The sequence below is a fragment of the Citrobacter amalonaticus genome (genome assembly GCF_018323885.1).
In the GTDB taxonomy this organism is placed as follows: domain Bacteria; phylum Pseudomonadota; class Gammaproteobacteria; order Enterobacterales; family Enterobacteriaceae; genus Citrobacter_A; species Citrobacter_A amalonaticus.
The window spans coordinates 4,599,228-4,624,694 of record NZ_AP024585.1 but is presented as its reverse complement, the minus strand read 5'-3'; the positions used below and the strand labels follow the sequence as shown (position 1 = coordinate 4,624,694).

General features: G+C 55.5%; 23 protein-coding genes and 4 tRNA genes. 22 read left to right on the top strand and 5 right to left on the bottom strand.

Going from position 1 to position 25,467, the window contains the following annotated elements; translation table 11 throughout:
* The first annotated feature begins 6 nt into the window (after positions 1 to 6).
* The 16 genes from wzzE (at position 7) to KI228_RS21765 (ending at position 13,801) form a co-directional block, all read left to right on the top strand.
* Positions 7 to 1,053, top strand: coding sequence for an ECA polysaccharide chain length modulation protein (gene wzzE, locus KI228_RS21840; RefSeq protein ID WP_042998789.1), 1,047 nt, complete (start codon positions 7 to 9; stop codon positions 1,051 to 1,053).
* 55 nt (positions 1,054 to 1,108) lie between these two features.
* Complete coding sequence (gene wecB / locus KI228_RS21835) at positions 1,109 to 2,239, top strand: non-hydrolyzing UDP-N-acetylglucosamine 2-epimerase (protein ID WP_042998790.1); 1,131 nt, start codon at positions 1,109 to 1,111, stop codon at positions 2,237 to 2,239.
* Positions 2,236 to 3,498: a UDP-N-acetyl-D-mannosamine dehydrogenase gene (gene wecC, locus KI228_RS21830; RefSeq protein WP_061069429.1), complete on the top strand. Its 1,263-nt coding sequence runs from the start codon at positions 2,236 to 2,238 to the stop codon at positions 3,496 to 3,498. Before wecB ends, wecC begins: the two co-directional genes overlap by 4 nt.
* Positions 3,498 to 4,565, top strand: a complete 1,068-nt coding sequence (gene rffG / locus KI228_RS21825; protein WP_044258282.1) for a dTDP-glucose 4,6-dehydratase — start codon at positions 3,498 to 3,500, stop codon at positions 4,563 to 4,565. Before wecC ends, rffG begins: the two co-directional genes overlap by 1 nt.
* 19 nt (positions 4,566 to 4,584) lie before the next feature.
* Positions 4,585 to 5,466, top strand: coding sequence for a glucose-1-phosphate thymidylyltransferase RfbA (gene rfbA / locus KI228_RS21820; RefSeq protein WP_058587326.1), 882 nt, complete (start codon positions 4,585 to 4,587; stop codon positions 5,464 to 5,466).
* Positions 5,444 to 6,121, top strand: coding sequence for a dTDP-4-amino-4,6-dideoxy-D-galactose acyltransferase (rffC, locus tag KI228_RS21815; protein ID WP_042998794.1), 678 nt, complete (start codon positions 5,444 to 5,446; stop codon positions 6,119 to 6,121). The genes rfbA and rffC overlap by 23 nt, the downstream gene beginning before the upstream one ends.
* Before the next feature lie 4 nt (positions 6,122 to 6,125).
* Positions 6,126 to 7,256 (top strand): dTDP-4-amino-4,6-dideoxygalactose transaminase, encoded by a 1,131-nt coding sequence (gene rffA, locus KI228_RS21810; RefSeq protein ID WP_044258283.1) that lies wholly within the window; start codon positions 6,126 to 6,128, stop codon positions 7,254 to 7,256.
* A 1-nt stretch (position 7,257) separates the two neighbouring features.
* The gene (gene wzxE / locus KI228_RS21805) at positions 7,258 to 8,508 is read left to right on the top strand and encodes a lipid III flippase WzxE (RefSeq protein WP_044258285.1); all 1,251 of its coding nucleotides are present in this window, start codon (positions 7,258 to 7,260) and stop codon (positions 8,506 to 8,508) included.
* Entirely contained in the window at positions 8,505 to 9,584 is a 1,080-nt protein-coding gene (locus KI228_RS21800) for a TDP-N-acetylfucosamine:lipid II N-acetylfucosaminyltransferase (protein ID WP_061069431.1), read from the top strand. Before wzxE ends, KI228_RS21800 begins: the two co-directional genes overlap by 4 nt.
* Positions 9,581 to 10,933 (top strand): ECA oligosaccharide polymerase, encoded by a 1,353-nt coding sequence (gene wzyE / locus KI228_RS21795; protein ID WP_042998798.1) that lies wholly within the window; start codon positions 9,581 to 9,583, stop codon positions 10,931 to 10,933. Before KI228_RS21800 ends, wzyE begins: the two co-directional genes overlap by 4 nt.
* Positions 10,934 to 10,935: 2 nt before the next feature.
* Entirely contained in the window at positions 10,936 to 11,676 is a 741-nt protein-coding gene (gene wecG / locus KI228_RS21790; RefSeq protein ID WP_044258290.1) for a lipopolysaccharide N-acetylmannosaminouronosyltransferase, read from the top strand.
* Positions 11,677 to 11,879: 203 nt separating this feature from the next.
* Positions 11,880 to 13,265: a bifunctional threonine/serine APC transporter ThrP gene (gene thrP / locus KI228_RS21785; protein WP_042998800.1), complete on the top strand. Its 1,386-nt coding sequence runs from the start codon at positions 11,880 to 11,882 to the stop codon at positions 13,263 to 13,265.
* Between the two features lie 102 nt (positions 13,266 to 13,367).
* Positions 13,368 to 13,444, top strand: a tRNA-Arg gene (locus KI228_RS21780).
* A gap of 57 nt (positions 13,445 to 13,501) precedes the next feature.
* A tRNA-His gene (locus tag KI228_RS21775) sits at positions 13,502 to 13,577 on the top strand.
* A 19-nt stretch (positions 13,578 to 13,596) separates the two neighbouring features.
* A tRNA-Leu gene (locus tag KI228_RS21770) sits at positions 13,597 to 13,683 on the top strand.
* 41 nt (positions 13,684 to 13,724) lie between these two features.
* Positions 13,725 to 13,801: transfer RNA gene (locus KI228_RS21765), tRNA-Pro, on the top strand.
* A 686-nt stretch (positions 13,802 to 14,487) separates the two neighbouring features.
* Here the strand turns inward: KI228_RS21765 and hemY are convergent.
* The 4 genes from hemY to hemC are packed head-to-tail and all read right to left on the bottom strand — an operon-like array spanning position 14,488 to position 18,577.
* Positions 14,488 to 15,684: a protoheme IX biogenesis protein HemY gene (gene hemY / locus KI228_RS21760; protein WP_044258291.1), complete on the bottom strand. Its 1,197-nt coding sequence runs from the start codon at positions 15,682 to 15,684 to the stop codon at positions 14,488 to 14,490.
* Between the two features lie 2 nt (positions 15,685 to 15,686).
* Positions 15,687 to 16,877: a uroporphyrinogen-III C-methyltransferase gene (hemX, locus tag KI228_RS21755; protein ID WP_061069432.1), complete on the bottom strand. Its 1,191-nt coding sequence runs from the start codon at positions 16,875 to 16,877 to the stop codon at positions 15,687 to 15,689.
* A gap of 21 nt (positions 16,878 to 16,898) precedes the next feature.
* A complete protein-coding gene (hemD, locus tag KI228_RS21750) occupies positions 16,899 to 17,639 on the bottom strand; it encodes a uroporphyrinogen-III synthase (protein WP_044258294.1) in 741 nt (246 codons plus the stop codon).
* Positions 17,636 to 18,577, bottom strand: a complete 942-nt coding sequence (gene hemC, locus KI228_RS21745) for a hydroxymethylbilane synthase (RefSeq protein WP_042998804.1) — start codon at positions 18,575 to 18,577, stop codon at positions 17,636 to 17,638. The genes hemD and hemC overlap by 4 nt, the downstream gene beginning before the upstream one ends.
* 390 nt (positions 18,578 to 18,967) lie before the next feature.
* On the opposite strand from hemC, the gene cyaA reads away from it, so the two are divergent.
* Positions 18,968 to 21,514 carry a class I adenylate cyclase gene (gene cyaA / locus KI228_RS21740; protein WP_042998805.1) on the top strand — a complete coding sequence of 849 codons (2,547 nt, stop codon included), beginning with the start codon at positions 18,968 to 18,970 and terminating at the stop codon, positions 21,512 to 21,514.
* 33 nt (positions 21,515 to 21,547) lie between these two features.
* Here cyaA and cyaY read toward each other — a convergent pair whose 3' ends face one another.
* A complete protein-coding gene (cyaY, locus tag KI228_RS21735; RefSeq protein ID WP_061069433.1) occupies positions 21,548 to 21,868 on the bottom strand; it encodes an iron donor protein CyaY in 321 nt (106 codons plus the stop codon).
* A gap of 138 nt (positions 21,869 to 22,006) precedes the next feature.
* Here cyaY and lptM point away from each other — a divergent pair, with 138 nt between their 5' ends.
* The 5 genes from lptM to yigB are packed head-to-tail and all read left to right on the top strand — an operon-like array spanning position 22,007 to position 25,384.
* Positions 22,007 to 22,210, top strand: a complete 204-nt coding sequence (lptM, locus tag KI228_RS21730; protein WP_042326113.1) for an LPS translocon maturation chaperone LptM — start codon at positions 22,007 to 22,009, stop codon at positions 22,208 to 22,210.
* Between the two features lie 36 nt (positions 22,211 to 22,246).
* Complete coding sequence (dapF, locus tag KI228_RS21725) at positions 22,247 to 23,071, top strand: diaminopimelate epimerase (protein ID WP_042998807.1); 825 nt, start codon at positions 22,247 to 22,249, stop codon at positions 23,069 to 23,071.
* Positions 23,068 to 23,775 carry a DUF484 domain-containing protein gene (locus KI228_RS21720; protein ID WP_042998808.1) on the top strand — a complete coding sequence of 236 codons (708 nt, stop codon included), beginning with the start codon at positions 23,068 to 23,070 and terminating at the stop codon, positions 23,773 to 23,775. Before dapF ends, KI228_RS21720 begins: the two co-directional genes overlap by 4 nt.
* Complete coding sequence (gene xerC, locus KI228_RS21715; protein ID WP_141227677.1) at positions 23,772 to 24,668, top strand: tyrosine recombinase XerC; 897 nt, start codon at positions 23,772 to 23,774, stop codon at positions 24,666 to 24,668. The genes KI228_RS21720 and xerC overlap by 4 nt, the downstream gene beginning before the upstream one ends.
* Entirely contained in the window at positions 24,668 to 25,384 is a 717-nt protein-coding gene (gene yigB, locus KI228_RS21710; protein WP_042998810.1) for a 5-amino-6-(5-phospho-D-ribitylamino)uracil phosphatase YigB, read from the top strand. Before xerC ends, yigB begins: the two co-directional genes overlap by 1 nt.
* Positions 25,385 to 25,467 lie beyond the last annotated feature (83 nt).

The following is a 25,467-nucleotide window of genomic DNA, read 5'->3' as shown; positions in this document are numbered from 1 at the left end:
GGTGCGATGACTCAACCATTACCGGGGGCACACGTTGTGAGCGCTGAAAATGAACTGGATATTCGTGGGTTGTTTCGTACCTTATGGGCCGGGAAGGTGTGGATTGTCGGTATCGCGCTGTTATTCGCGCTGATCGCGCTGGCGTATACTTTTTTTGCTCGTCAGGAGTGGAGCGCGACCGCGATCTCCGATCGCCCCACGGTGAATATGCTGGGGGGTTACTATTCCCAACAGCAGTTTTTGCGGAATCTGGATGCGAAAGCGGACAACGCGTCAGGTGATCAACCTTCGGTCATGGACGAAGCCTATAAAGAGTTTGTGATGCAACTGGCCTCCTGGGATACGCGTCGCGACTTCTGGCTGCAAACTGACTATTACAAGCAGCGGATGGTTGGCAACAGCAAGGCCGATGCCGCCATGCTGGATGAGATGATCAACAACATTCAGTTCACTCCCGGTGATTTTGCCCGTGCCATTAACGACAGCGTCAAGCTGATTGCCGAAACCGCACCTGATGCGAACAATCTGCTGCGTCAGTATGTGGCGTTCTCCAGCCAGCGTGCGGCAAGCCATCTCAATGAAGAACTGAAAGGCGCGTGGGCCGCGCGGACCGTGCAAATGAAGGCGCAGGTCAAACGTCAGGAAGAGGTGGCGAAAGCAATTTTCTCCCGCCGCGTGAGCAGTATTGAACAGGCGCTTAAAATCGCTGAACAGCACAATATCTCCCGCAGTGCGACCGATGTGCCAGCGGATGAATTACCGGATTCGGAGCTGTTTCTGCTCGGACGTCCCATGCTCCAGGCACGCCTTGAAAATTTACAGGCGGTCGGCCCCTCTTTCGATCTGGACTACTTCCAGAATCGAGCCATGCTAAATACATTGAATGTGGGCCCCACGCTGGACCCGCGTTTTCAGACCTATCGCTATTTGCGTACACCGGAAGAACCGGTAAAACGCGATAGCCCGCGCCGTGCCTTCCTGATGGTGATGTGGGGCATCGTGGGGGGGCTTATCGGCGCAGGTGTTGCGTTAACCCGCCGCCGCACGATTTAGCACGACTGCCGCAGTGAGGGGCTGGGCCCTCACTGACTATTCGAAGAGAATCGATGTGAAAGTACTGACTGTATTTGGCACGCGACCGGAAGCCATAAAAATGGCACCTCTGGTGCATGCGCTGGCAAAGGATCCTGATTTCGACGCAAAAGTCTGCGTCACCGCGCAGCACCGGGAGATGCTCGATCAGGTATTGAATCTCTTTTCTATTGTTCCTGATTACGATCTCAATATTATGCAACCGGGTCAGGGATTGACAGAGATAACCTGTCGGATACTGGAAGGGCTGAAGCCTATCCTCGCTGACTTCAAGCCAGATGTGGTACTGGTACACGGAGATACCACCACCACGATTGCGACCAGTCTGGCCGCGTTTTATCAACGTATACCGGTCGGCCATGTCGAGGCCGGGTTACGCACTGGCGATCTCTATTCCCCGTGGCCGGAAGAGGCAAACCGTACGCTGACCGGGCATCTGGCGATGTATCACTTTGCGCCGACGGAGAACTCGCGGCAAAACCTGTTGCGCGAGAATATTGCCGACAGCCGCATCTTTGTCACCGGCAATACGGTGATCGATGCGCTGATCTGGGTGCGCGACCGCGTTCTGGCTAGTGATACGTTGCGTTCAGAACTGGCCGAGCAGTATCCGTTCCTCAGTTCGGATAAAAAACTGATCCTGGTGACCGGTCATCGTCGCGAAAGTTTTGGCCGTGGATTTGAGCAGATTTGCCATGCGCTGGCGGAGATTGCGGCCGCCAATCAGGATGTGCAGATTGTCTATCCAGTGCACCTGAACCCGAACGTCAGCGAGCCGGTCAACCGCATTCTCGGTCATGTTGAAAACGTGACGCTGATTGAACCGCAGGACTATCTGCCCTTTGTCTGGCTGATGAATCACGCCTGGCTGATTCTGACGGACTCCGGCGGGATTCAGGAAGAGGCACCGTCACTGGGCAAACCGGTGCTGGTGATGCGTGAAACAACCGAACGACCCGAGGCCATTACCGCCGGGACCGTGCGTCTGGTGGGGACAGACCCACAGCGCATTGTTGAAGAAGTCACGCGTTTGCTGCATGACGAAAACGAATATCAGGCTATGAGCCGCGCCCATAACCCTTACGGTGACGGGCAGGCCTGCGGCCGCATTTTACACGCATTAAAAAACAATCGGGTATCGCTATGAGTTTTTCTACCATTTCTGTTATTGGGCTGGGATATATCGGTTTGCCGACGGCGGCTGCCTTTGCTTCGCGCCAAAAGCAGGTGATTGGGGTGGACGTTAACCCGCATGCGGTGGAGACCATCAACCGCGGTGAAATCCATATTGTTGAGCCGGACCTCGATAACGTCGTGAAAACGGCGGTGGAAGGCGGTTTTCTGCGCGCCACCACGACCCCTGTCGATGCCGATGCGTATCTGATTGCAGTACCGACGCCGTTTAAAGGTGAGCATGAGCCGGATATGACCTATGTCGAAGCGGCGGCGAAATCCGTTGCGTCAGTGCTGAAAAAGGGCGCGCTGGTGATCCTCGAGTCGACCTCTCCGGTTGGCGCGACCGAACAGATGGCGGCGTGGCTGGCCGAAATGCGTCCGGATCTCACTTTCCCGCAGCAGGCGGGCGAGCAGGCGGATGTGAATATCGCCTATTGTCCTGAGCGCGTTCTGCCGGGTCAGGTGATGGTTGAACTGATCAAGAATGACCGGGTCATCGGCGGCATGACGCCGGTGTGCTCGGCGCGTGCCAGCGAGCTGTACAAAATATTTCTTGAAGGCGAGTGCGTGGTGACCAATTCCCGTACGGCCGAAATGTGCAAGCTGACGGAAAACAGCTTCCGCGACGTCAATATCGCCTTTGCGAACGAACTGTCGCTGATTTGCGCCGAGCAGGGGATTAACGTCTGGGAACTGATCCGCCTGGCGAACCGTCATCCACGTGTCAACATTCTCCAGCCTGGACCGGGTGTGGGCGGGCACTGTATTGCTGTCGACCCGTGGTTCATTGTGGCGCAGAATCCGTTGCAGTCGCGTCTGATCCGTACCGCGCGTGAAGTAAACGACGGTAAACCACACTGGGTCGTCGATCAGGTCAAAGCCGCCGTTGCGGACTGCCTGGCGGCGACGAATAAGCGCGCCAGCGAGGTGAAAATCGCCTGCTTTGGCCTCGCATTCAAACCCAATATCGACGATTTGCGTGAAAGCCCGGCAATGGGGATCGCAAAAAGTATCGCCCAGTGGCACAGCGGTGAAACGCTGGTGGTGGAACCGAATATTCACCAGTTGCCGAAAAAGCTGGACGGTCTTTGTACTCTTGCCGCCCTGAACGACGCGCTGGCGACGGCCGACGTGCTGGTGATGCTGGTCGATCATAGCCAGTTTAAAGCCATTCAGGGCGATGCTGTGCAGCAGCAGTACGTCGTGGATACCAAAGGAGTGTGGCGTTAATGAAACGGATTCTGGTGACGGGTGGCGCAGGTTTCATCGGCTCAGCGGTGGTACGGCATATCATTAATGAGACGGCAGATGCGGTGGTGGTGGTGGATAAACTCACCTACGCCGGCAATCTGATGTCTCTGGCTCCGGTTGCGCAGAACGATCGCTTTGCTTTCGAGAAAGTGGATATTTGCGATCGTGCCTCGCTGGATCGGGTATTTCAACAGTATCAGCCAGACTGCGTGATGCACCTGGCCGCCGAAAGCCATGTCGATCGTTCCATCGACGGACCGGCGGCGTTTATCGAAACCAACATTGTTGGCACCTACACGCTGCTGGAAGCGGCGCGGGCGTACTGGAGTGAACGGGCTGACGAGAAGAAATCGGCGTTTCGCTTCCACCACATCTCGACGGACGAGGTGTATGGCGATCTGCACTCGACGGATGATTTCTTTACTGAGACGACGCCCTACGCCCCTAGCAGCCCCTATTCCGCGTCGAAAGCCAGCAGCGATCACCTGGTGCGCGCCTGGTTGCGCACTTACGGTCTTCCAACCCTTATCACCAACTGCTCTAACAACTATGGCCCTTACCACTTCCCGGAAAAACTGATCCCGCTGATGATTCTTAATGCGCTGGCGGGCAAACCGCTGCCGGTGTATGGCAACGGACAGCAGGTCCGCGACTGGTTGTATGTGGACGATCACGCGAGAGCGCTGTACTGCGTGGCGACCACCGGAGAAGTCGGTGAAACGTATAACATCGGCGGTCATAACGAGCGTAAGAATCTGGACGTGGTTGAGACGATTTGCGAGCTGCTGGAAACGCTGGCGCCGAACAAACCACAGGGTATCGCACATTACCGCGACCTGATTACCTTTGTGGACGATCGTCCTGGTCACGACTTACGTTACGCCATTGATGCGTCAAAAATCGCCCGTGAGCTTGGCTGGACGCCGCAGGAAACCTTTGAAAGCGGCATGCGTAAAACCGTGCAGTGGTATCTGGCGAATGAGGCCTGGTGGAAGCCCGTACAAGACGGCAGTTATCAGGGGCAACGTTTAGGTCTGAAGGGCTAATTTCCCGGAGGAGGAAGGCATGAAAGGTATCATTCTGGCGGGCGGCTCTGGCACCCGTTTGCATCCTATCACGCGTGGCGTGTCGAAACAGCTGCTCCCCATTTACGATAAGCCGATGATTTATTACCCGTTATCGGTGCTCATGCTGGCCGGCATTCGTGAGATCCTGATTATCACCACGCCGGAAGACAAAGGATATTTTCAGCGTCTGTTAGGCGACGGTTCTGAATTTGGCATTCATTTGCAGTATGCCGAACAACCGAGTCCGGATGGCCTGGCGCAAGCGTTTATCATCGGTGAGACGTTCCTGAACGGCGAACCTTCCTGCCTGGTGTTAGGCGACAATATTTTCTTCGGTCAGGGGTTCAGTCCTAAATTGCGCCATGTCGCCGCGCGTACCGAAGGGGCGACCGTGTTTGGCTATCAGGTGATGGATCCAGAACGGTTTGGCGTGGTGGAGTTTGATGACAATTTCCGCGCCATCTCGTTAGAAGAGAAACCGAAGCAGCCAAAATCTAACTGGGCGGTGACCGGGCTCTATTTCTACGACAGCAATGTGGTGGAGTACGCAAAGCGCGTGAAACCATCTGAACGCGGCGAACTGGAGATCACCTCTATCAATCAGATGTACCTTGACGCAGGCAATCTGACCGTTGAGCTGCTGGGCCGCGGTTTTGCCTGGCTCGATACGGGAACGCATGACAGCTTGATTGAGGCGAGCACCTTTGTGCAGACGGTTGAAAAGCGTCAGGGATTCAAAATTGCCTGTCTGGAAGAGATTGCCTGGCGCAATGGTTGGCTGGATGATGACGGCGTGAAACGTGCCGCCAGCGCTCTGGCGAAAACAGGTTATGGCCAATATTTACTGGAGCTGCTTCGTGCACGTCCACGCCAGTATTGAGCCGCTGGGCTGGGAAAACCGCTTCTTTGGCATCAACAGCGCCATTGTCCGGCTGGATCCGGCGGCGCCGTTATTGACCGCAGAAGCCTTACAGCCCTGGTCGCGGGTGCAGGCCAAAATCCCGGCGGCCAATACCCGCGAGCTGGATGCTCTGCAACAACTGGGTTTCGCGCTGGTGGAAGGGGAAGTCGATTTTGTTCTTCCTGTCGGGAAAAACAACGGTCAAACTGGCGCAGAAATTGCACAACTGACGGACATTCCGGCCTTGCGCCAGCTCGCTGCGGCGGCCTTTGCGCAAAGCCGCTTTCGCACGCCGTGGTATGCGCCTGACGCCAGCGCTCGCTTTTATGCGCAGTGGATTGAAAACGCGGTGCATGGCACGTTTGATCATCAGTGTCTGGTTCTTCGCACCTCAAATGGGGATATTCGCGGCTATGTCTCGCTGCGTGAACTGGATGACCGCGAGGCGCGAATCGGCTTGCTCGCCGGGCGTGGCGTTGGGGCAGAGCTGATGCAGGCGGCGCTGGGATGGGCGCAGGCGCGCGGCAAAACAACATTGCGGGTGGCGACCCAGATGGGCAACACCGCCGCGCTTAAACGTTATATACAAAGCGGTGCGAATGTAGAAAGCACCGCGTACTGGTTATACAGGTGACAACATGATTCCGTTTAACGCACCGCCGGTGGTGGGTACCGAACTTGAGTATATGCAGTCTGCAATGGGCAGCGGCAAGCTGTGTGGCGACGGGGGCTTTACCCGTCGTTGTCAGCAGTGGCTTGAGCAGCGTTTTGGCAGTGCGAAGGTACTGCTGACGCCTTCCTGTACCGCCTCACTGGAGATGGCGGCACTGCTGCTGGATATCCAGCCGGGTGATGAAGTGATCATGCCGAGTTACACCTTCGTGTCGACCGCGAATGCCTTTGTGCTGCGCGGCGCTAAAATCATCTTTGTGGATATCCGTCCGGATACCATGAACATTGACGAAACGCGCATTGAAGCGGCGATCACCGAAAAAACGCGGGCGATTGTGCCGGTGCATTATGCGGGTGTGGCCTGTGAGATGGACACCATCATGGCGCTGGCGGATAAGTACAACCTGTTTGTGGTAGAAGACGCCGCGCAGGGGGTGATGTCGACTTACAAAGGCCGGGCGCTGGGAACGATCGGCCACATCGGCTGCTTTAGTTTCCATGAAACCAAAAACTACACCGCCGGTGGCGAAGGCGGCGCAACGCTGATTAACGATCGCAGCCTTATTGAGCGAGCCGAAATCATTCGTGAAAAAGGGACTAACCGCAGCCAGTTCTTCCGTGGTCAGGTCGACAAATATACCTGGCGTGATATTGGTTCCAGCTATTTGATGTCCGATCTACAGGCCGCTTATCTCTGGGCACAGTTGGAAGCGGCGGACCGCATTAATCAGCAGCGTCTGGCGCTGTGGCAGACCTACTACGATGCCCTCGCACCGCTGGCGCGTGCGGGCAGAATTGAATTGCCATCCATTCCGGATGACTGCAAACAGAACGCCCATATGTTTTATATCAAGCTGCGCGACATTGACGATCGTAGCGCGCTGATTAACTTCCTGAAAGAAGCCGAGATTATGGCGGTGTTCCACTACATTCCGCTGCATGACTGCCCGGCTGGCGACAAGTTTGGTGAATTCTCCGGCGAGGACCGCTACACCACCAAAGAGAGCGAACGTCTGCTGCGCCTGCCGCTGTTCTATAACCTGTCGGCAGTGAATCAGCGCACGGTGATTACGACATTGCTGAACTATTTCGCCTGATATGTCGCTTGCGAAAGCGTCCTTGTGGACGGCGGCCAGCACGCTGGTCAAAATTGGCGCGGGGTTACTGGTCGTTAAGCTGCTGGCGGTGTCATTCGGCCCGGCGGGTGTCGGGCAAGCGGGAAATTTCCGTCAGATGGTCACCGTGCTTGGCGTCCTGGCGGGGGCCGGCATTTTCAACGGCGTCACCAAATACGTTGCGCAGTCTCACGATAACCCCGAACAATTGCGGCAGGTGGTCGGGACATCCTCGGCGATGGTGCTGGGTTTTTCGACGCTGCTGGCGCTGGTGTTTCTGCTTGCGGCGGCACCGATTAGCCAGGGACTGTTTGGTCATACGCAGTATCAGGGGTTAGTACGCTTAGTGGCGCTGGTGCAGATGGGGATTGCCTGGGCCAACCTGCTGCTGGCGTTAATGAAAGGATTTCGTGATGCGGCCGGGAATGCGCTGTCACTGATTGTCGGCAGCCTGGTGGGCGTTGTCGCCTATTATGGCTGTTACCGGCTGGGTGGCTATGAAGGCGCGCTCCTCGGCCTGGCGCTGGTGCCCGCACTGGTGGTGATCCCGGCGGCAGCCATGCTGCTGAAACGCGGAATGATCCCTCTGTGCTATCTCAAGCCATCCTGGGATAACGGGCTGGCGGGCCAGCTCAGCAAGTTTACCCTGATGGCGCTGATCACCTCCGTCACGCTGCCAGTGGCGTATGTGATGATGCGAAACCTGCTGGCGGCGCACTACAGTTGGGATGACGTCGGAATCTGGCAAGGGGTGAGCAGTATCTCGGATGCTTACCTACAATTTATTACCGCGTCGTTTAGCGTTTACCTGTTGCCGACGCTGTCGCGCCTTACCGAAAAGCGGGACATCACACGGGAAGTGGTGAAGTCGCTGAAGTTTGTTCTGCCTGCGGTGGCCGCTGCGAGCTTCTCCGTCTGGCTGCTGCGTGACTTTGCTATCTGGCTGCTGTTCTCTGAGAAATTCACCGCCATGCGCGATCTGTTTGCCTGGCAGTTGGTTGGAGATGTGCTGAAAGTTGGGGCATATGTCTTCGGTTACCTGGTGATCGCCAAAGCGTCACTGCGGTTTTATATTCTGGCGGAAATCAGCCAGTTCTTTTTATTGACGGCATTTGCGCACTGGCTGATCCCGGCACATGGCGCGCTGGGTGCGGCACAGGCCTATATGGCAACGTATGTCGTCTATTTTTCTTTATGTTGTTGTGTATTTTTACTCTGGCGTAGGCGGGCATGACTGTACTGATTCACGTACTGGGATCGGATATCCCTCACCATAATCAAACCGTGCTGCGGTTTTTCAACGATACGCTGGCATCGACCAGTGAGCATGCCCGTGTCTTTATGGTCGCCGGTCAGGATGCCGGGTTGACGGAAAGTTGCCCGGCGCTCTCCATCCGTTTCTACAGCGGTAAAAAATCGCTGGCGCAAGCGGTGATAGCGCAAGCTAAAGCGAACAGACAGCAGCGTTTCTTCTTCCACGGTCAGTTTAATATGGCGCTGTGGCTGGCGTTACTGAGCGGTGGAATTAAGCCCAGTCAGTTTTACTGGTACATCTGGGGCGCGGATCTGTATGAAGTCTCCAGCGGACTGAAATTCAAACTGTTTTATCCGCTTCGCCGTCTGGCGCAAAGCCGTGTTGGGGGCGTTTTTGCCACCCGTGGCGATCTGAACTATTTCGCCCAACAGCATCCGCGCGTGCCGGGAGAACTGCTCTATTTCCCGACGCGAATGGATCCCGCGCTCAACAATATGGTGAACGATCGCCAACGCAGCGGAAAAATGACCATTCTGGTGGGCAACTCAGGCGATCGCAGCAACGAACATATCGCCGCGCTGCGGGCGGTGCATCAGCAGTTTGGCGACACCGTAAATGTGGTTGTCCCGATGGGCTATCCGGCGAATAACGAGGCGTATATCGCGGACGTTCGTCAGGCGGGGCTAAGACTGTTCAGTGCAGATAACCTGCAGATCCTCAGCAACAAGCTGGCGTTCGACGACTATCTGGTGCTGCTTCGTCAGTGCGATCTCGGGTACTTTATTTTTGCCCGTCAGCAGGGAATTGGCACCTTGTGTTTGCTGATTCAGGCAGGCGTGCCCTGCGTGCTGAACCGCGAAAATCCCTTCTGGCAGGACATGGTGGAACAGCATCTTCCGGTGCTGTTTACGACCGATGAACTTAACGAACAGGTGGTGCGCGAGGCGCAGCGCCAGCTGGCCTCAGTCGATAAAAATACCATTACCTTCTTTAGCCCGAACTATTTGCAGCCCTGGCATCACGCGTTGCAGGTTGCCGCAGGGGAGGCGCTATGAGTCTGATGCAGTTCAGCGGCCTGTTTGTTGTCTGGCTCCTCTCCACGTTGTTTATCGCCACGCTAACCTGGTTTGAGTTTCGCCGCGTGCGCTTCAACTTCAACGTTTTCTTCTCGCTGCTGTTTTTGCTGACCTTCTTTTTTGGCTTTCCGCTGACCAGCGTGCTGGCGTTCCGCTTTGACGTTGCCGTCGCACCGCCGGAAATCCTGCTACAGGCGCTGCTTTCCGCCGCCTGTTTCTACGCGATCTACTATGTGACCTATAAGACCCGCTTGCGCAAACGGGTTGCGGACGCGCCGTACAAACCGCTGTTCACGATGAATCGGGTGGAAACCCATCTCACCTGGATGATTCTGATGGGGATTGCGCTGATCAGCGTGGGCATCTTCTTCATGCACAACGGCTTTTTACTGTTCCGCCTGCAGTCGTATAGCCAGATTTTTTCCAGTGAAGTTTCCGGCGTGGCGTTAAAACGCTTCTTTTACTTTTTCATCCCGGCCATGCTGGTGGTCTATTTCCTGCGCCAGGACAGCAAAGCGTGGCTGTTCTTCCTGGTCAGCACCGTCGCATTTGGCCTGCTGACGTATATGATTGTCGGCGGCACTCGCGCCAATATCATCATTGCCTTCGCCATCTTCCTGTTTATCGGCATTATTCGCGGCTGGATCTCGCTGTGGATGCTGGCGGCGGCAGGCGTGCTGGGGATTGTCGGGATGTTCTGGCTGGCATTGAAGCGCTACGGGCTGAACGTCAGCGGTGACGAGGCGTTCTATACGTTTCTCTATCTCACCCGTGACACGTTTTCTCCGTGGGAGAACCTGGCGCTGCTGCTGCAAAATTACGACAAAATCGACTTTCAGGGGCTGGCGCCAATTGCCCGTGATTTCTACGTCTTTATTCCTTCCTGGCTTTGGCCAGGGCGGCCGAGTGTGGTGCTGAATACGGCGAACTACTTTACGTGGGAAGTGCTGAACAACCATTCCGGTCTGGCGATTTCGCCAACGCTGATTGGTTCGCTGGTGGTGATGGGCGGCGCGCTGTTTATCCCGCTGGGCGCGGTTGTGGTAGGGCTTATCATCAAATGGTTCGACTGGCTGTACGAGCTGGGTAATCGTGAGGCCAACCGCTACAAGGCCGCGATTTTGCATAGTTTTTGCTTTGGCGCGATTTTCAATATGATCGTGCTGGCGCGAGAGGGACTGGACTCGTTTGTCTCGCGTGTTGTTTTTTTCCTGGTGGTTTTTGGTGCCTGTTTGCTGGTGGCAAAACTTCTGTTCTGGCTGTTTGACCAGGCCGGACTGATCCATAAACGTTGGCGAGCCCTGCCAGACAAACAGGTTGAAGGATAGCAATGACTGATAATACAACAGCACCAATTTACGATCTGCGCGGACTCCAGCTGATTGGCTGGCGTGATATGCACCATGCGCTGGATTATCTCTATGCTGGCGGCCAGCTTAAACAAGGTACGCTGGTGGCGATTAACGCAGAAAAGGTCCTGACGGCGGAAGATAACCCAGAAGTCCGTACCCTGATTGAGGCGGCAGAGTATAAATATGCCGACGGGATCAGCGTCGTGCGCTCGGTACGCAAAAAATTTCCGCATGCCCAGGTTTCTCGCGTGGCGGGTGCCGATCTCTGGGAAGCGTTGATGGCCCGCGCGGGTGAGGAAGGCACGCCGGTATTCCTTGTGGGCGGAAAGCCGGAAGTGCTGGTGCAAACGCAAGCGAAACTGCGCGCCCAGTGGAATGTGAACATTGTCGGCAGCCAGGACGGTTATTTTACGCCGGAGCAGCGTCCTGCGCTATTTGAGCAAATCCACGCCAGTGGGGCGAAAATCGTCACCGTGGCGATGGGATCGCCGAAACAGGAAATCTTTATGCGCGATTGCCGGCAGGTGCATCCGCATGCGCTCTATATGGGCGTCGGCGGTACCTATGATGTTTTCACCGGTCATGTAAAACGCGCGCCGAAGGTGTGGCAAAATCTGGGGCTGGAGTGGCTGTATCGCTTGCTGTCGCAGCCGAGCCGCATTACCCGTCAACTCCGTTTACTGCGTTACCTGCGCTGGCACTACAGCGGTAATATCTAAAAACCCCTTCTTCATGCAGGTAGCGCATTCTGCTCCATGCGCTACCATGTTGCCTCATTTTTGCACTGTTTTTACAAAAAAATGCAATTTTTTAATGCTTCGTTTGCCATTTCGCCAAATTTGCGAAAACATGCGCCCCCAGCGATGTACCCATAACAATAACCGGCAATGCCGGAAAGCATGTAAACACGACAAGAGGATTTATGGCAGAGAATAAACCGGAGCTGCAGCGTGGGCTGGAGGCTCGTCATATCGAATTGATTGCCCTCGGGGGCACCATTGGCGTCGGCCTGTTTATGGGGGCGGCAAGCACCCTGAAATGGGCAGGACCATCGGTACTGCTGGCATATATTGTCGCCGGCCTGTTCGTCTTTTTCATTATGCGTTCAATGGGCGAGATGCTGTTCCTGGAGCCGGTTGCCGGTTCTTTCGCCGTTTACGCTCACCGCTACATGAGCCCGTTCTTCGGTTATCTCACCGCATGGTCATACTGGTTTATGTGGATGGCGGTCGGTATTTCGGAGATCACCGCGATCGGCGTCTATGTCCAGTTCTGGTTTCCGGAAATGGCGCAATGGATACCGGCGCTAATTGCCGTTGGACTGGTGGCGCTGGCAAACCTGGCGGCCGTTCGTCTGTATGGCGAAATTGAGTTCTGGTTTGCGATGATCAAAGTCACCACCATCATCGTGATGATTGTGGTGGGGCTGGGCGTGATTTTCTTCGGCCTCGGCAACGGCGGGCAGCCGATTGGCTTTGGTAACCTGACCGGGCACGGCGGTTTCTTTGCCGGTGGCTGGAAAGGCTTCCTCACCGCGTTGTGTATTGTGGTCGCCTCTTATCAGGGCGTGGAGCTGATTGGGATTACGGCGGGCGAAGCCAAAAACCCGCAGGTCACGCTGCGTAGCGCGGTAGGTAAAGTGCTGTGGCGTATTCTGATCTTCTACGTGGGAGCGATTTTCGTGATCGTCACTATCTTCCCGTGGAACGAAATTGGTAGCAACGGCAGTCCGTTCGTCCTGACCTTTGCCAAAATTGGTATCACTACCGCGGCGGCGATTATCAACTTTGTCGTGCTGACCGCCGCGCTGTCTGGCTGTAACAGCGGAATGTACAGTTGTGGGCGTATGCTTTACGCGCTGGCGAAGAATCGTCAACTGCCGGCGGCGATGGGGAAAGTTTCCCGTCACGGCGTTCCGGTGGCGGGCGTGGCGTTGTCGATTGCGATTCTGCTGGTCGGTTCGTGCCTGAACTACATCATTCCTAATCCGCAGCGCGTCTTCGTCTATGTTTATAGTGCAAGCGTGCTGCCGGGGATGGTGCCGTGGTTTGTGATCCTGATTAGCCAGTTGCGTTTTCGTCGGGCGCATAAAGCGGCGATGGCCAGCCATCCGTTCCGTTCGATTCTGTTCCCGTGGGCAAACTATTTGACGATGGCTTTCCTGGTTTGCGTACTGATCGGCATGTACTTTAATGAAGATACCCGTATGTCGCTGTTTGTCGGCATCATCTTCCTGCTCTCCGTGACGGCTGTTTACAAGGTTTTTGGCCTCAACCGTCAGGGTATCGCCCAGAAAACGGGGGAATAAGCGACAAAACGCGCAAAGCGTAACCAAACGCGCATTTTATTTAAAAAGGCACTAGACAGCGGGGTGTGAAGTCCGTATTATCCACCCCCGCAACGGCGCTAAGCGCCCGTAGCTCAGCTGGATAGAGCGCTGCCCTCCGGAGGCAGAGGTCTCAGGTTCGAATCCTGTCGGGCGCACCATTTACCCGGTGCTGGAGCTGCGGTGGTTTTGATACCGCGTAACAAAGATTTGCAGTGGTGGCTATAGCTCAGTTGGTAGAGCCCTGGATTGTGATTCCAGTTGTCGTGGGTTCGAATCCCATTAGCCACCCCATTATTAAAAGTTGTGAAATGCGAAGGTGGCGGAATTGGTAGACGCGCTAGCTTCAGGTGTTAGTGTCCTTACGGACGTGGGGGTTCAAGTCCCCCCCCTCGCACCACGACTTAACGAATTGAACTAAAAATTCAAAAAGCAGTACATCGGCGAGTAGCGCAGCTTGGTAGCGCAACTGGTTTGGGACCAGTGGGTCGGAGGTTCGAATCCTCTCTCGCCGACCAATTTTGAACCCCGCTTCGGCGGGGTTTTTCTTTTTCTACGCCACACTTTCTTCTTCTTTTCCCCTGTTGCTTCCCTGAGACAACCCTGTTTGCCATTGTCGCCATTTGGTGACGGTTAACCTTCTGAAATTTCAAGATTTTCGTATATCGGGCGAGATCTGTCTCTGCTGAGCGACAATGAGGTGTATTTCCGGCTGGCAGAAAAAGGCAAAATCGCCGACAACCCGCGCCAGTTCAGGGATAGCGAATTATCTTAATCCCTATTTTTAGCGGTGCAATCCTGGCATGCAATGTGCAATAATAGTCGGGTAGATGCTCATTCCATCTCTTATGCTCGCCATAGTGCCTCATAAACTCAGGAATGATGCAGAGCCGTTTACGGTGCTTATCGTCCACAGACAGATGTCGCTTCGGCCTCATCAAACACCATGGACATAACGTTGAGTGAAGCACCCATTTATGTTGTCATACAGACCTGTTTAACGCCTGCTCCAAAAAAGCGGGCGTTTTTTTATGCATATACGTCATCCTCAAGGCTGCCCCTTTGTTGGCTGCGCCTGCTCACCCCGGTCACTGACTTATGTAAGCTCCCGGGGATCCTCAGACTTGCCGCCTCGATGCATCCCGAATGATTTTGTGTATGCGATTAATGCCCGGAGCGCGAAGCGTCACCGGGCGTCAGGGCGTTATTGCGGGGGATTATTCTGCAACGTCAGCATCAGGCCGTCACGGCGCATGGTGGCCGCTTCTTCCGGTTGATGCAGGCGGTCGAGCGCGTCGGCAAGCCAGGCATAATCGTACGCGTCCGGGCGCTGCTTCAGCGCGGCGCGGAAGGCAACGGTCGCTTCCTGCCATTCGCCGTGCTTCATCAGCGACTGACCCAGCGTACTCCACAGCAGCGGGCGATCGCCGACGGTCTTGATTTGCTGACGCAGGACTTTCTCCAGCTGTTCCGGATTATTGGTTTTCAGACGCGGAATTGGCAGCACGAGGCGATCGTCATACTGACGCTTCAGACCGTCGATAATGATTTGCTGCGCCATGTCGTGATCGTCGCATTCAATCAGATGCTCGGCCATGGCCACCTGCAGGGCGACCTGATGACGGGTTTTACGGCTCTGGTTTTTCCACCATTCGCGTAGACCATCGCTACCCTGATCGGCACGTGCCTGATCCATCAGACCAATCCACGCCTGCTGTTCCAGCATCGCACGATGCTCTTCATCACCGACGTTCGCTTTCGCCATTGACGGGATGATATCCAGCAGCGAGCTCCAGGCACCGGTGCGAATGTAGGCCTGTTCTGCCAGACGCAATACTTCCGGATGGCGCGGCGTTACCTCCAGCAATTTATCCACGCCGTGGCGCGCGGCATGGTTCTCATTGCGCGCCAGTTGCAGGCGGACACGCGCAATCTCAACCGGGATCGTGTCGTTGCCCGCGAGTTCTGCCGCACGTTCCAGATGTTGGTTTGCGCGCGCTTCGTCACCACGCTGTTGCGCTGCTTCAGCGGCGAGCAGGTAGTTCACTACCGGCTGTTCAGCATGATCGGCATTTTTCGCCATCAGCTTCTCAACCTGCTGATAGTCTCCTTCCGCCAGTTTCAACAGCGCCTGTTCGGTCTGCTTGCGGGCACGACGACGTTTGCGACCCACAAACCAGCCGCGCGTATGTGCGCCGGTTCGGAAGAGGCGGCGCAGCAGCCATTCGATGGCAAACAGTACCACCATCGCAAGGATCAGGATAATGACCAGCCCGGTCACGCTGGTTTCAATGTTGTACGTGTCGGTCTGGATCAGGACATAACCCTGGTGACCGGCAATCATCGGGCCGATCACGATACCCGCGATCAACAGCACAAAGAGCAATAATACTTTTAGCATCATTATTCTCCTTGCGGCGCGGCTGCCGGGGTTTCTGCCTGCGGTGCTTCAGACGCAGGGGCGGGGGCCGCTTCAGATGGCGCGGCGCCCGGTTGTGCCAGCAGGTTACGCACGCGGGTTTGCATCAATTTTTCGAGGATCGCCTGGCTTTGCAGCGTTTCCGGTACGTCCATCGTGATGCTCTGCTGACTCAACTTGTCCACTTCTTCAAGGAAGGCTTTTGTCGTGGCGTCGTCGGTATCGTAGTAGGCACGCACCCAGGTGGAGACGTTATCCAGCGCCTGACGGTAAGTCTCTTCCTGATGGCGCGGCACAGCCTGGGCGGCAACCAGCAGACGAGAGCGGATGTTTTCCCGCAGATAGACATCCTGATTCGGCGCTAACAGCGGGACCGCAGTATCATCGCGGCGGCGGATGGTGATAAAGCTGTCCATAAAGTTCTGCCAGCTTTTTTGCAGATTGACGCGCCATTCGCTGATTGAACTGGAAAGCTCAGGGCTGTCGGCGTCCATCGGTGAACCGTCGCTGTCGTTATCCGCCAGACGCAGGTTATCGATCTGATTAGAAAGCTGATTAATTTTCAGGATGATACCGTCGTAATCCACCTGAGCGACGGAGGAAAGACTGGCGATATCATCGGTGATAGCCCGGCGTGCGGTAATCAGGCTGGGATCGTTCATGTCCGCGAGGCTGGCATCTGCGCTCTTCAGTAGTGCGGCCGCCGTCGTCACATCCTGATCGCTCCACAGCTTACGTCCGGCTAGCTTGACCAGAAAATCGGCCTGCGCAAGCAGCCACGTTTTGGCATCGCTACCGGAAATCGTGGCGACTTTCTGTTGGACTTCATCCAGCTGTTTCGCCAGTTCAGTTTGCTGACGGTTGGCCTGCTCAAGCTGCGCCGCCTGCTGTTTAATGACGCCTTCCAGCTCCGCCTTCTGGCTTTCCTGCGCTTTTTGCAGCGCGGTCAGTTGATTAGCCAGTGCATCGCTGGTGGCGGTCTGTGTGGTCGCCTGTTGTTTTCCCCAGCCATAGAGTCCAACACCGGCTGCCAGCGCGATGGCGATTGCCACCGCACTCAGGATGAGCGCAGTGCCGTTTTTACTCTTTTTTTCAGCAGTAGCTGGCTGTGGCTGAGTTTCCACGGCCTCCCTGGTCTCTTCAACCACGGCGGAGGATTTTTCTTGTTCCGTCATTATGGCTTCCCATTATGAGAGTTATTGTAATGCGCGCAGTAGCGCATCGTTGTCGGCGTTATCAGCGACCTTAATATCTTGCCAGCCCAGTTCCCGGGCGAGGTGCGCCAGACGCTCGCTGACGACAATAAGCCGACAGCGTAGTAACCAGTTTTCGCGATACCACTGCGGGATTAGTGCGTTAAGCTGTTGCAGCATTTCCCCGCTGGTGACCACTATCGTTGTCACGCCGCGCGACTGCCAGCGCATCGCTTCTTGTGCCCCATCGTAAGGTTTAGCACTACGTTGATAACATTCATAAAACGTGACATCTGCACCGCGTGCCGCCAGGGTTTCGCCTAATAGCTCCCGACCGCCGTTGCCGCGTAAGATCAGCGCACGTTTGCCCGCAATATTTTGTAATTCAGGTAATTGTAGCAAGACTTCGCTGATTTCCCGATCCAGTGGATAGCGAATGTCATATCCGCTGACGGTATGCAGCGCCAGGGCGGTCGTGCGACCAATAGCAAAATAGTGCGCGGCGGCCGGCCACTTCAGCCCTTCACGTTCCAGTTGCGCATGGGCAAAAGAGACCGCGTGCTGTGACAGCACAAAGAGCAGATCGTTATCAGTGATCGTCGAAAACACCCCGGCCAGTCGCGATAAATCCTGACCCGGGGTAAATTCGATGAGCGGAAAACTCCAGGCCTCCTGCCCCAGTGTGCGCAGACGGCTCACTAACGCTTCCCCTGCGGGAGACGGGCGGGTGACCAGGATACTCATGCGGGGGATTCTCCGTTATAAACCTCGGTCAGAATCGCGCGCGCGCCGTTATCCAGCAGCTCTTCGGCCAGCGAAATGCCCATCTGCTCCGCCTGATCGGGCGAGCCACGGCGCTCTCCGCGTACCATTTGTGAACCGTCTGGCGCACCGACCAGCGCGCGTAGCCAAATCTCACCATCAATGATTTCAGCATAGCTGCCAATTGGCACCTGACAGCCCCCTTCCAGGCGGGTGTTCATGGCGCGCTCGGCTTTGACGCGAAGGGCGGTCATTTCATCATTCAGCGGGGCCAGCAGCGCCTGAGTCCGGCTATCGTCGAGGCGGCATTCGATGCCAACTGCGCCTTGCCCCACGGCAGGCAGCGACACTTCTGGTGGTAGCGCCGTGCGGATACGCGATTCCAGTCCTAAGCGTTTTAAACCGGCAACGGCCAGGATAATGGCATCATAGTCGCCGTTATCCAGCTTGCTCAGGCGGGTTCCAACGTTGCCGCGCAGTGAACGGATGACGAGATCCGGACGGCGTTCTGCCAGCTGACACTGGCGACGCAAACTGGAGGTGCCCACGATGCTGCCGGCAGGCAGTTCATCAAGGGTGTTATATGTGTTCGAGACAAAGGCGTCGCGCGGATCGTCGCGCTCACAGATAGTAACCAGTCCCAGACCTTCCGGAAATTCAACCGGAACATCTTTCATTGAGTGCACCGCGATGTCGGCACGTTTTTCGAGCAGCGCAACTTCCAGCTCTTTTACGAACAGACCTTTGCCGCCTACTTTCGCCAGTGGGGTATCAAGAATGACATCACCACGCGTCACCATAGGCACCAGCTCCACGACCAGGCCGGGATGGCTCGCCATCAGAGCGTCTTTGACATAATGTGCCTGCCAGAGCGCGAGGGGGCTTTGGCGTGTGGCAATTCTTAAAACATTGTCTAACATGCTTGTTACCGTCATTATCGTCCGTGGTTCATCCTAACATCCTTACAAGTGGGATGTCAGTGTTACGGTCAAAGGTAAGTCAAGGATAAGACGCTGTGTTGCGGCTGGCAGTATTTAATGACGAGAAACCGTCCGGGCGTACTTCAGAATTTACGCGAAGCGATTGGTGCTACACTTGTATGTAGCGCATCTTTCTTTACGGTCAATGAGCAAGGTGTTAAATTGATCACGTTTTAGGCCATTTTTTCGACTGAACGCACAAAAAAAAGGTCGTAAAAGGTAACGGTTATTTTTGTCATTTGGTTTATCCCGAATGGTGAAGGTTGTTGGTAAGCGGATCGCGCTGCGACAATCGACGGCATGACGGGTAGCAACATCAGGCGATACGTCTTGTACCTCTATATTGAGACTCTGAAACAGAGACTGGATGCCATTAATCAACTGCGTGTGGATCGCGCGCTTGCTGCCATGGGACCTGCTTTCCAGCAGGTGTACAGTCTTCTGCCGACATTATTGCACTATCACCATCCGCTGATGCCGGGATACCTCGATGGTAACGTTCCCAGAGGCATTTGCTTTTACACGCCTGATGAAACCCAACGCCACTATCTGAACGAACTGGAACTGTATCGCGGTCTGGCGCCGCAGGATCCGCCAAAAGGTGAATTGCCGATTACCGGCGTTTATTCCATGGGCAGCACCTCCTCTGTCGGACAAAGCTGTTCGTCGGATCTTGATATCTGGGTGTGCCACCAGTCCTGGCTGGACAGTGAAGAACGACAACTGCTGCAGCGTAAATGCAGTCTGCTGGAAAGCTGGGCCGCTTCGCTGGGGGTGGAAGTCAGCTTCTTCCTGATTGATGAAAACCGTTTCCGCCATAATGAAAGCGGCAGTCTGGGTGGTGAAGACTGTGGCTCGACGCAGCATATCCTGCTGCTGGATGAATTCTACCGTACCGCGGTGCGTCTCGCCGGTAAGCGTATTCTGTGGAATATGGTGCCGGGCGATGAAGAAGAGCATTACGACGACTACGTTATGACGCTCTACGCTCAGGGTGTGCTCACGCCAAACGAATGGCTGGACCTGGGCGGATTAAGCTCGCTCTCCGCTGAAGAGTACTTTGGCGCCAGCCTCTGGCAACTGTATAAAAGTATCGATTCACCGTACAAGGCGGTGCTGAAAACGCTGTTGCTGGAAGCCTACTCCTGGGAATACCCCAATCCACGCCTGTTGGCGAAAGACATTAAACAGCGCCTGCATGACGGCGAGATCGTCTCGTTTGGTCTTGACCCGTACTGCATGATGCTGGAACGCGTGACGGAATACCTCACGGCGATTGAAGATCCGACGCGCCTGGATTTAGTGCGCCGATGTTTCTACTTAAAAGTTTGCGAAAAACTGAGCCGCGAACGCGCCTGCGTCGGCTGGCGTCGTGAAGTGCTCAGTCAGTTAGTAAGCGAGTGGGGATGGGACGAAAATCGTCTGGCCATGCTCGACAACCGGGCGAACTGGAAGATTGATCAGGTACGTGAAGCGCACAACGAACTGCTCGATGCTATGATGCAGAGCTACCGTAATCTGATCCGCTTTGCGCGTCGTAATAATCTCAGCGTCAGCGCCAGCCCGCAGGATATTGGCGTTCTGACCCGTAAGCTGTACGCCGCGTTTGAAGCGTTACCCGGTAAAGTTACGCTGGTGAACCCACAGATTTCGCCGGACCTCTCTGAACCGAACTTAACCTTTATCCACGTTCCGCCAGGTCGCGCCAACCGTTCAGGTTGGTATCTCTACAACCGTGCGCCAAACATGGATTCCATCATCAGCCATCAGCCGCTGGAATATAACCGCTATCTGAATAAGCTGGTGGCCTGGGCGTGGTTTAACGGTCTGCTGACGTCGCGCACGCATCTGTTTATTAAGGGCAACGGCATTGTCGATCTGCCGAAATTGCAGGAGATGGTGGCCGATGTGTCGCACCATTTCCCGCTACGTTTGCCTGCGCCGACGCCGAAAGCGCTCTACAGCCCGTGTGAAATTCGCCATCTGGCGATCATCGTTAACCTCGAATATGACCCGACGGCGGCATTCCGCAATCAGGTGGTCCATTTTGACTTCCGTAAGCTGGATGTTTTCAGCTTTGGCGAAGAGCAAAATTGCCTGGTGGGCAGCGTAGATCTGCTGTACCGCAACTCGTGGAATGAAGTGCGTACGCTGCATTTCAACGGCGAACAGGCGATGATCGAAGCACTGAAAACGATTCTGGGCAAAATGCACCAGGACGCCGCGCCGCCGGACAGCGTGGAAGTGTTCTGCTACAGCCAGCATCTGCGTGGTTTGATTCGTACCCGCGTGCAGCAACTGGTTTCAGAGTGCATCGAGCTGCGTCTCTCCAGTACTCGTCAGGAGACAGGGCGCTTTAAGGCACTGCGCGTTTCCGGTCAGACATGGGGCCTGTTCTTTGAACGCCTGAATGTGTCGGTACAGAAGCTGGAAAACGCCATTGAGTTCTACGGCGCAATTTCGCATAACAAATTGCACGGCCTGTCAGTTCAGGTGGAAACCAATCAGGTGAAACTGCCGTCGGTCGTGGATGGCTTCGCCAGCGAAGGGATCATTCAGTTCTTCTTTGAAGAGACCGGTGATGAGAAGGGCTTTAACATCTACATTCTGGACGAGAGTAACCGGGCGGAAGTGTATCATCACTGCGAAGGCAGCAAAGAAGAGCTGGTGCGCGACGTCAGCCGCTTCTACTCCTCGTCGCACGACCGCTTTACATACGGCTCCAGTTTCATCAACTTCAACCTGCCGCAGTTCTATCAGATTGTGAATACGGACGGGCGCGCACAGGTGATCCCGTTCCGCGCACAATCACTCGGCAACGTTCCGCCAGCCAATCAGGATAACGACACGCCGCAGTTGCAGCAGTATTTCTCGTGATAGTTTTGCCGGATGTTATCCGGCAAATAAGACTTAACGGAAGCTGACTTCTTCGCCCGCCTGATGCGTTGCCGCCTGTTCCAGCAGATCCCAGAAGGTTTCTCCGCTCCGGTCGCAAACCCATTCATCCCCTTTCAGGTCAAAATGGTAGCCGCCCTGTTTGGTCGCCAGCCACACCTGATGCAGCGGTTCCTGACGGTTAATAATGATTTTGCTGCCGTTTTCAAAGCTAATGGTCAGTACGCCGTCATTGATTTCGCAGTCGATATCGCTGTCGCCATCCCAGTCGTCAAGACGCTCTTCGATGGTCATCCACAAGGTATCGGCCAGGCGATGAAATTCACTGTCGTTCATTGTCGTTTCCCGTTTTTTCGTGATGGCGGCAGTATAACCTGAAACAAATCGCGTTGCAGATTACAGGCAAACTCTTGCTTTTACGCCTTCTCCTGCGATGATAGAAAACAGAAAGTATGAACTTACAGGCAATCCATAATGAAAAACGTCTTTCAGGCACTCGCTGTTCTTCTCACTCTGTTCAGCCTGACGGGTTGTGGCCTTAAAGGGCCGCTCTATTTCCCTCCGGCTGATAAAAATGCACCGCCGCCGACTAAACCGGTTGATACACAAACGCAATCCACCACGCCCGATCAAAACGATCGTGCCACGGGAGATGGGCCTTCCCAGGTGAACTACTGACGGTGTGTTTCTGTACCCGCGTGAACGGAGTGAATAATGCAATTCTCTAAAATGCATGGCCTTGGCAACGATTTTATGGTCGTCGACGCGGTAACGCAGAATGTCTTTTTTTCGCCAGAATTGATCCGTCGCTTATCTGACAGGCATCTGGGGGTGGGGTTTGATCAACTGCTGGTGGTTGAACCTCCGTACGATCCTGAGCTGGATTTTCATTACCGCATTTTTAATGCCGACGGCAGTGAAGTGTCGCAATGTGGTAATGGCGCGCGCTGTTTTGCCCGTTTTGTGCGCCTCAAAGGGTTAACCAACAAACGTGATATTCGCGTCAGTACGGCGAATGGGCGGATGGTGTTGAGCGTGACGGACGATGAGTTGGTGCGCGTCAACATGGGTGAACCCAATTTTGAGCCATCGCAGGTGCCTTTTCGCGCTAACAAAGCGGAAAAGACCTATATTATGCGAGCGGCGGAACAGACAATATTGTGCGGTGTCGTTTCAATGGGTAATCCGCACTGTGTGATTCAGGTCGACGATGTTGATACGGCGGCGGTGGAAACGCTAGGACCGGTTCTGGAAAGTCACGAACGTTTTCCTGAACGGGCCAATATCGGTTTTATGCAGATCATGAAACGCGAGCATATTCGCCTACGCGTTTATGAGCGCGGCGCGGGAGAGACACAGGCCTGTGGGAGCGGCGCGTGCGCGGCCGTCGCCGTCGGCATTCAGCAAGGTTTGCTGGCGGAAGAGGTCCGCGTGGAATTACCGGGCGGTCGCCTTGATATCGCCTGGAAAGGTCCGGGTCATCCGTTATACATGACTGGCCCGGCGGCACATGTCTATGACGGGTTTATCCATCTATGAAGCAGCCAGGGGAAGAACTACAGGAAACGCTTACGGAACTCGATGACCGGGCGGTCGTCGACTATCTGCAGAAAAACCCTGAGTTTTTTATCCGCAATGCGCATGCCGTGGAAGCGATGCGGGTGCCGCACCCGGTGCGGGGCACCGTCTCGCTCGTTGAGTGGCACATGGCCCGCGCGCGTAATCACATTAACGTCCTTGAAGAAAATATGTCGCTGTTGATGGCGCAGGCGAATGCCAACGAAAGCCTGTTTTATCGCCTGTTGCATTTGCAGGGACGTCTGGTTGCCGCGACCAGCCTGGACGATATGCTGATGCGCTTTCATCGCTGGGCGCGTGAACTGGGCCTTGCCGGTGCCACGGTGCGCCTGTTTCCCGATCGCTGGCGTCTCGGCGCGCCGTCAAGCTATACCCATCTGGCGTTAAGCCGCCAGGCCTTCGAACCGCTGCGTATTCAGCGGCTGGGGCAGGAGCAGCACTATCTGGGCACCTTAAACGGTCCGGAATTGCTGGTGGTGTTGCCGGAAGCGAAGGCGATTGGTTCGGTGGCGATGTCGATGCTGGGACGTGACGGCGATTTGGGCGTCATTTTGTTCAGCAGCCGCGACACGCATCACTATCAGGCAGGCCAGGGAACGCAACTCCTGCATGAAATCGCGCTAATGATGCCGGATCTGCTGGAGCGCTGGATTGAGCGCGTATGACGGACTTTGCCACCGATGTCACCCGATTTCTGCGCTATCTGGGCGTAGAACGCCAGCTTAGCCCCATCACGCTGAAAAACTATCAGCGTCAGCTTGATGCCATCATCGCTTTAGCCGGCGAAACCGGACTGCAAAGCTGGCAACAATGTGACGCTGCAATGGTGCGCAGTTTCGCGGTGCGCAGCCGCCGTAAAGGGCTTGGCCCTGCGAGTCTCGCGCTACGCCTCTCTGCTCTGCGCAGCTTCTTCGACTGGATGGTTAGCGAAGGCAAGCTGAAAGCCAATCCGGCGAAAGGGGTACAGGCACCCAAAGCGCCGCGCCATTTGCCGAAAAATATCGATGTTGATGATGTGAACCGTCTGCTGGATATCGACCTTAACGATCCGCTCGCCGTGCGCGACCGCGCGATGCTGGAGGTGATGTACGGTGCGGGTCTGCGTTTGTCGGAGCTGGTGGGGCTGGACATCAAACATCTGGATCTCGACACCGGTGAAGTGTGGGTGATGGGGAAAGGCAGCAAAGAGCGTCGCCTGCCCATTGGTCGCAATGCGGTGGCGTGGATTGAGCACTGGCTGGATCTGCGCGGGTTGTTTGGCAGCGAGGAAGACGCGCTGTTCCTGTCGAAGCTGGGCAACCGTATTTCCGCGCGCAGCGTGCAAAAGCGTTTTGCCGAGTGGGGCATTAAGCAGGGGTTAAACAGCCACGTGCATCCGCATAAGCTGCGCCACTCGTTTGCCACGCATATGCTGGAATCGAGCGGTGACCTGCGAGGCGTACAGGAACTGCTGGGACACGCCAACCTCTCGACCACGCAAATCTATACTCATCTTGATTTTCAACACCTGGCCTCGGTGTACGATGCGGCGCATCCACGCGCCAAACGGGGGAAATAATGCGTTTTTACCGGTCTCCAGGACCCATCTCGGCGATCACGTTCGATCTCGATGACACTCTTTACGATAACCGTCCGGTTATCCAGCGCACCGAACAGGAAGCGCTCGCCTTTGTGCAAAACTACCATCCGGCGCTACGCACGCTGCAAAATACTGATCTGCAACGCTTGCGTCAGGCGGTACGGGAAGCGGAGCCGGAAATTTACCACGATGTCACCCGCTGGCGTCATCGCGCCGTCGAGCGTGCCATGCTAAACGCCGGACTCTCCGCGCAGGAGGCGGTTGCGGGGGCGAATGCCGCGATGATGAACTTTGCGAAGTGGCGCAGTCAGGTCGATGTCCCGCAAGAGACGCACGACACGCTGAAAGCGTTAGCGAGAAAGTGGCCGCTGGTGGCGATCACCAACGGCAACGCGCAGCCGGAGCTGTTCGGCCTCGGCGACTATTTCGAATTTGTGCTGCGCGCCGGTCCGGACGGACGCTCAAAGCCGTTCAGTGATATGTACTTTCTGGCGGCGGAAAAGTTAACTGTGCCGATCGGCGAGATCCTGCACGTGGGCGACGATCTGACGACCGACGTTGCCGGGGCGATCCGCAGTGGGTTGCAGGCCTGTTGGATTAAACCGGAAAATGCCGACCTGATGCACACTTTTGACAGCCGCTTACTACCACATATTGAGATTTCACAGTTGGCATCTCTGACCTCGCTGATATAATCACCAGCAGTTCTGTATAAATACACAGCTTTTTGGCGGATGGCGCGACGCTTATCCGCCCTACTTCTTTTAATGCGGCGGTG

Excerpts from the sequence above, each read along its gene's own strand:
- wzzE (WP_042998789.1), top strand. The coding sequence starts at position 7 with ATGACTCAACCATTACCGGGGGCACACGTTGTGAGCGCTGAAAATGAA.
- wecC (WP_061069429.1), top strand. The coding sequence starts at position 2,236 with ATGAGTTTTTCTACCATTTCTGTTATTGGGCTGGGATATATCGGTTTG.
- rffG (WP_044258282.1), top strand. The coding sequence starts at position 3,498 with ATGAAACGGATTCTGGTGACGGGTGGCGCAGGTTTCATCGGCTCAGCG.
- rfbA (WP_058587326.1), top strand. The coding sequence starts at position 4,585 with ATGAAAGGTATCATTCTGGCGGGCGGCTCTGGCACCCGTTTGCATCCT.
- rffA (WP_044258283.1), top strand. The coding sequence starts at position 6,126 with ATGATTCCGTTTAACGCACCGCCGGTGGTGGGTACCGAACTTGAGTAT.
- wzxE (WP_044258285.1), top strand. The coding sequence starts at position 7,258 with ATGTCGCTTGCGAAAGCGTCCTTGTGGACGGCGGCCAGCACGCTGGTC.
- KI228_RS21800 (WP_061069431.1), top strand. The coding sequence starts at position 8,505 with ATGACTGTACTGATTCACGTACTGGGATCGGATATCCCTCACCATAAT.
- wzyE (WP_042998798.1), top strand. The coding sequence starts at position 9,581 with ATGAGTCTGATGCAGTTCAGCGGCCTGTTTGTTGTCTGGCTCCTCTCC.
- wecG (WP_044258290.1), top strand. The coding sequence starts at position 10,936 with ATGACTGATAATACAACAGCACCAATTTACGATCTGCGCGGACTCCAG.
- thrP (WP_042998800.1), top strand. The coding sequence starts at position 11,880 with ATGGCAGAGAATAAACCGGAGCTGCAGCGTGGGCTGGAGGCTCGTCAT.
- hemY (WP_044258291.1), bottom strand. The coding sequence starts at position 15,684 with ATGCTAAAAGTATTATTGCTCTTTGTGCTGTTGATCGCGGGTATCGTG.
- hemX (WP_061069432.1), bottom strand. The coding sequence starts at position 16,877 with ATGACGGAACAAGAAAAATCCTCCGCCGTGGTTGAAGAGACCAGGGAG.
- hemD (WP_044258294.1), bottom strand. The coding sequence starts at position 17,639 with ATGAGTATCCTGGTCACCCGCCCGTCTCCCGCAGGGGAAGCGTTAGTG.
- hemC (WP_042998804.1), bottom strand. The coding sequence starts at position 18,577 with ATGTTAGACAATGTTTTAAGAATTGCCACACGCCAAAGCCCCCTCGCG.
- cyaY (WP_061069433.1), bottom strand. The coding sequence starts at position 21,868 with ATGAACGACAGTGAATTTCATCGCCTGGCCGATACCTTGTGGATGACC.
- lptM (WP_042326113.1), top strand. The coding sequence starts at position 22,007 with ATGAAAAACGTCTTTCAGGCACTCGCTGTTCTTCTCACTCTGTTCAGC.
- dapF (WP_042998807.1), top strand. The coding sequence starts at position 22,247 with ATGCAATTCTCTAAAATGCATGGCCTTGGCAACGATTTTATGGTCGTC.
- KI228_RS21720 (WP_042998808.1), top strand. The coding sequence starts at position 23,068 with ATGAAGCAGCCAGGGGAAGAACTACAGGAAACGCTTACGGAACTCGAT.
- xerC (WP_141227677.1), top strand. The coding sequence starts at position 23,772 with ATGACGGACTTTGCCACCGATGTCACCCGATTTCTGCGCTATCTGGGC.
- yigB (WP_042998810.1), top strand. The coding sequence starts at position 24,668 with ATGCGTTTTTACCGGTCTCCAGGACCCATCTCGGCGATCACGTTCGAT.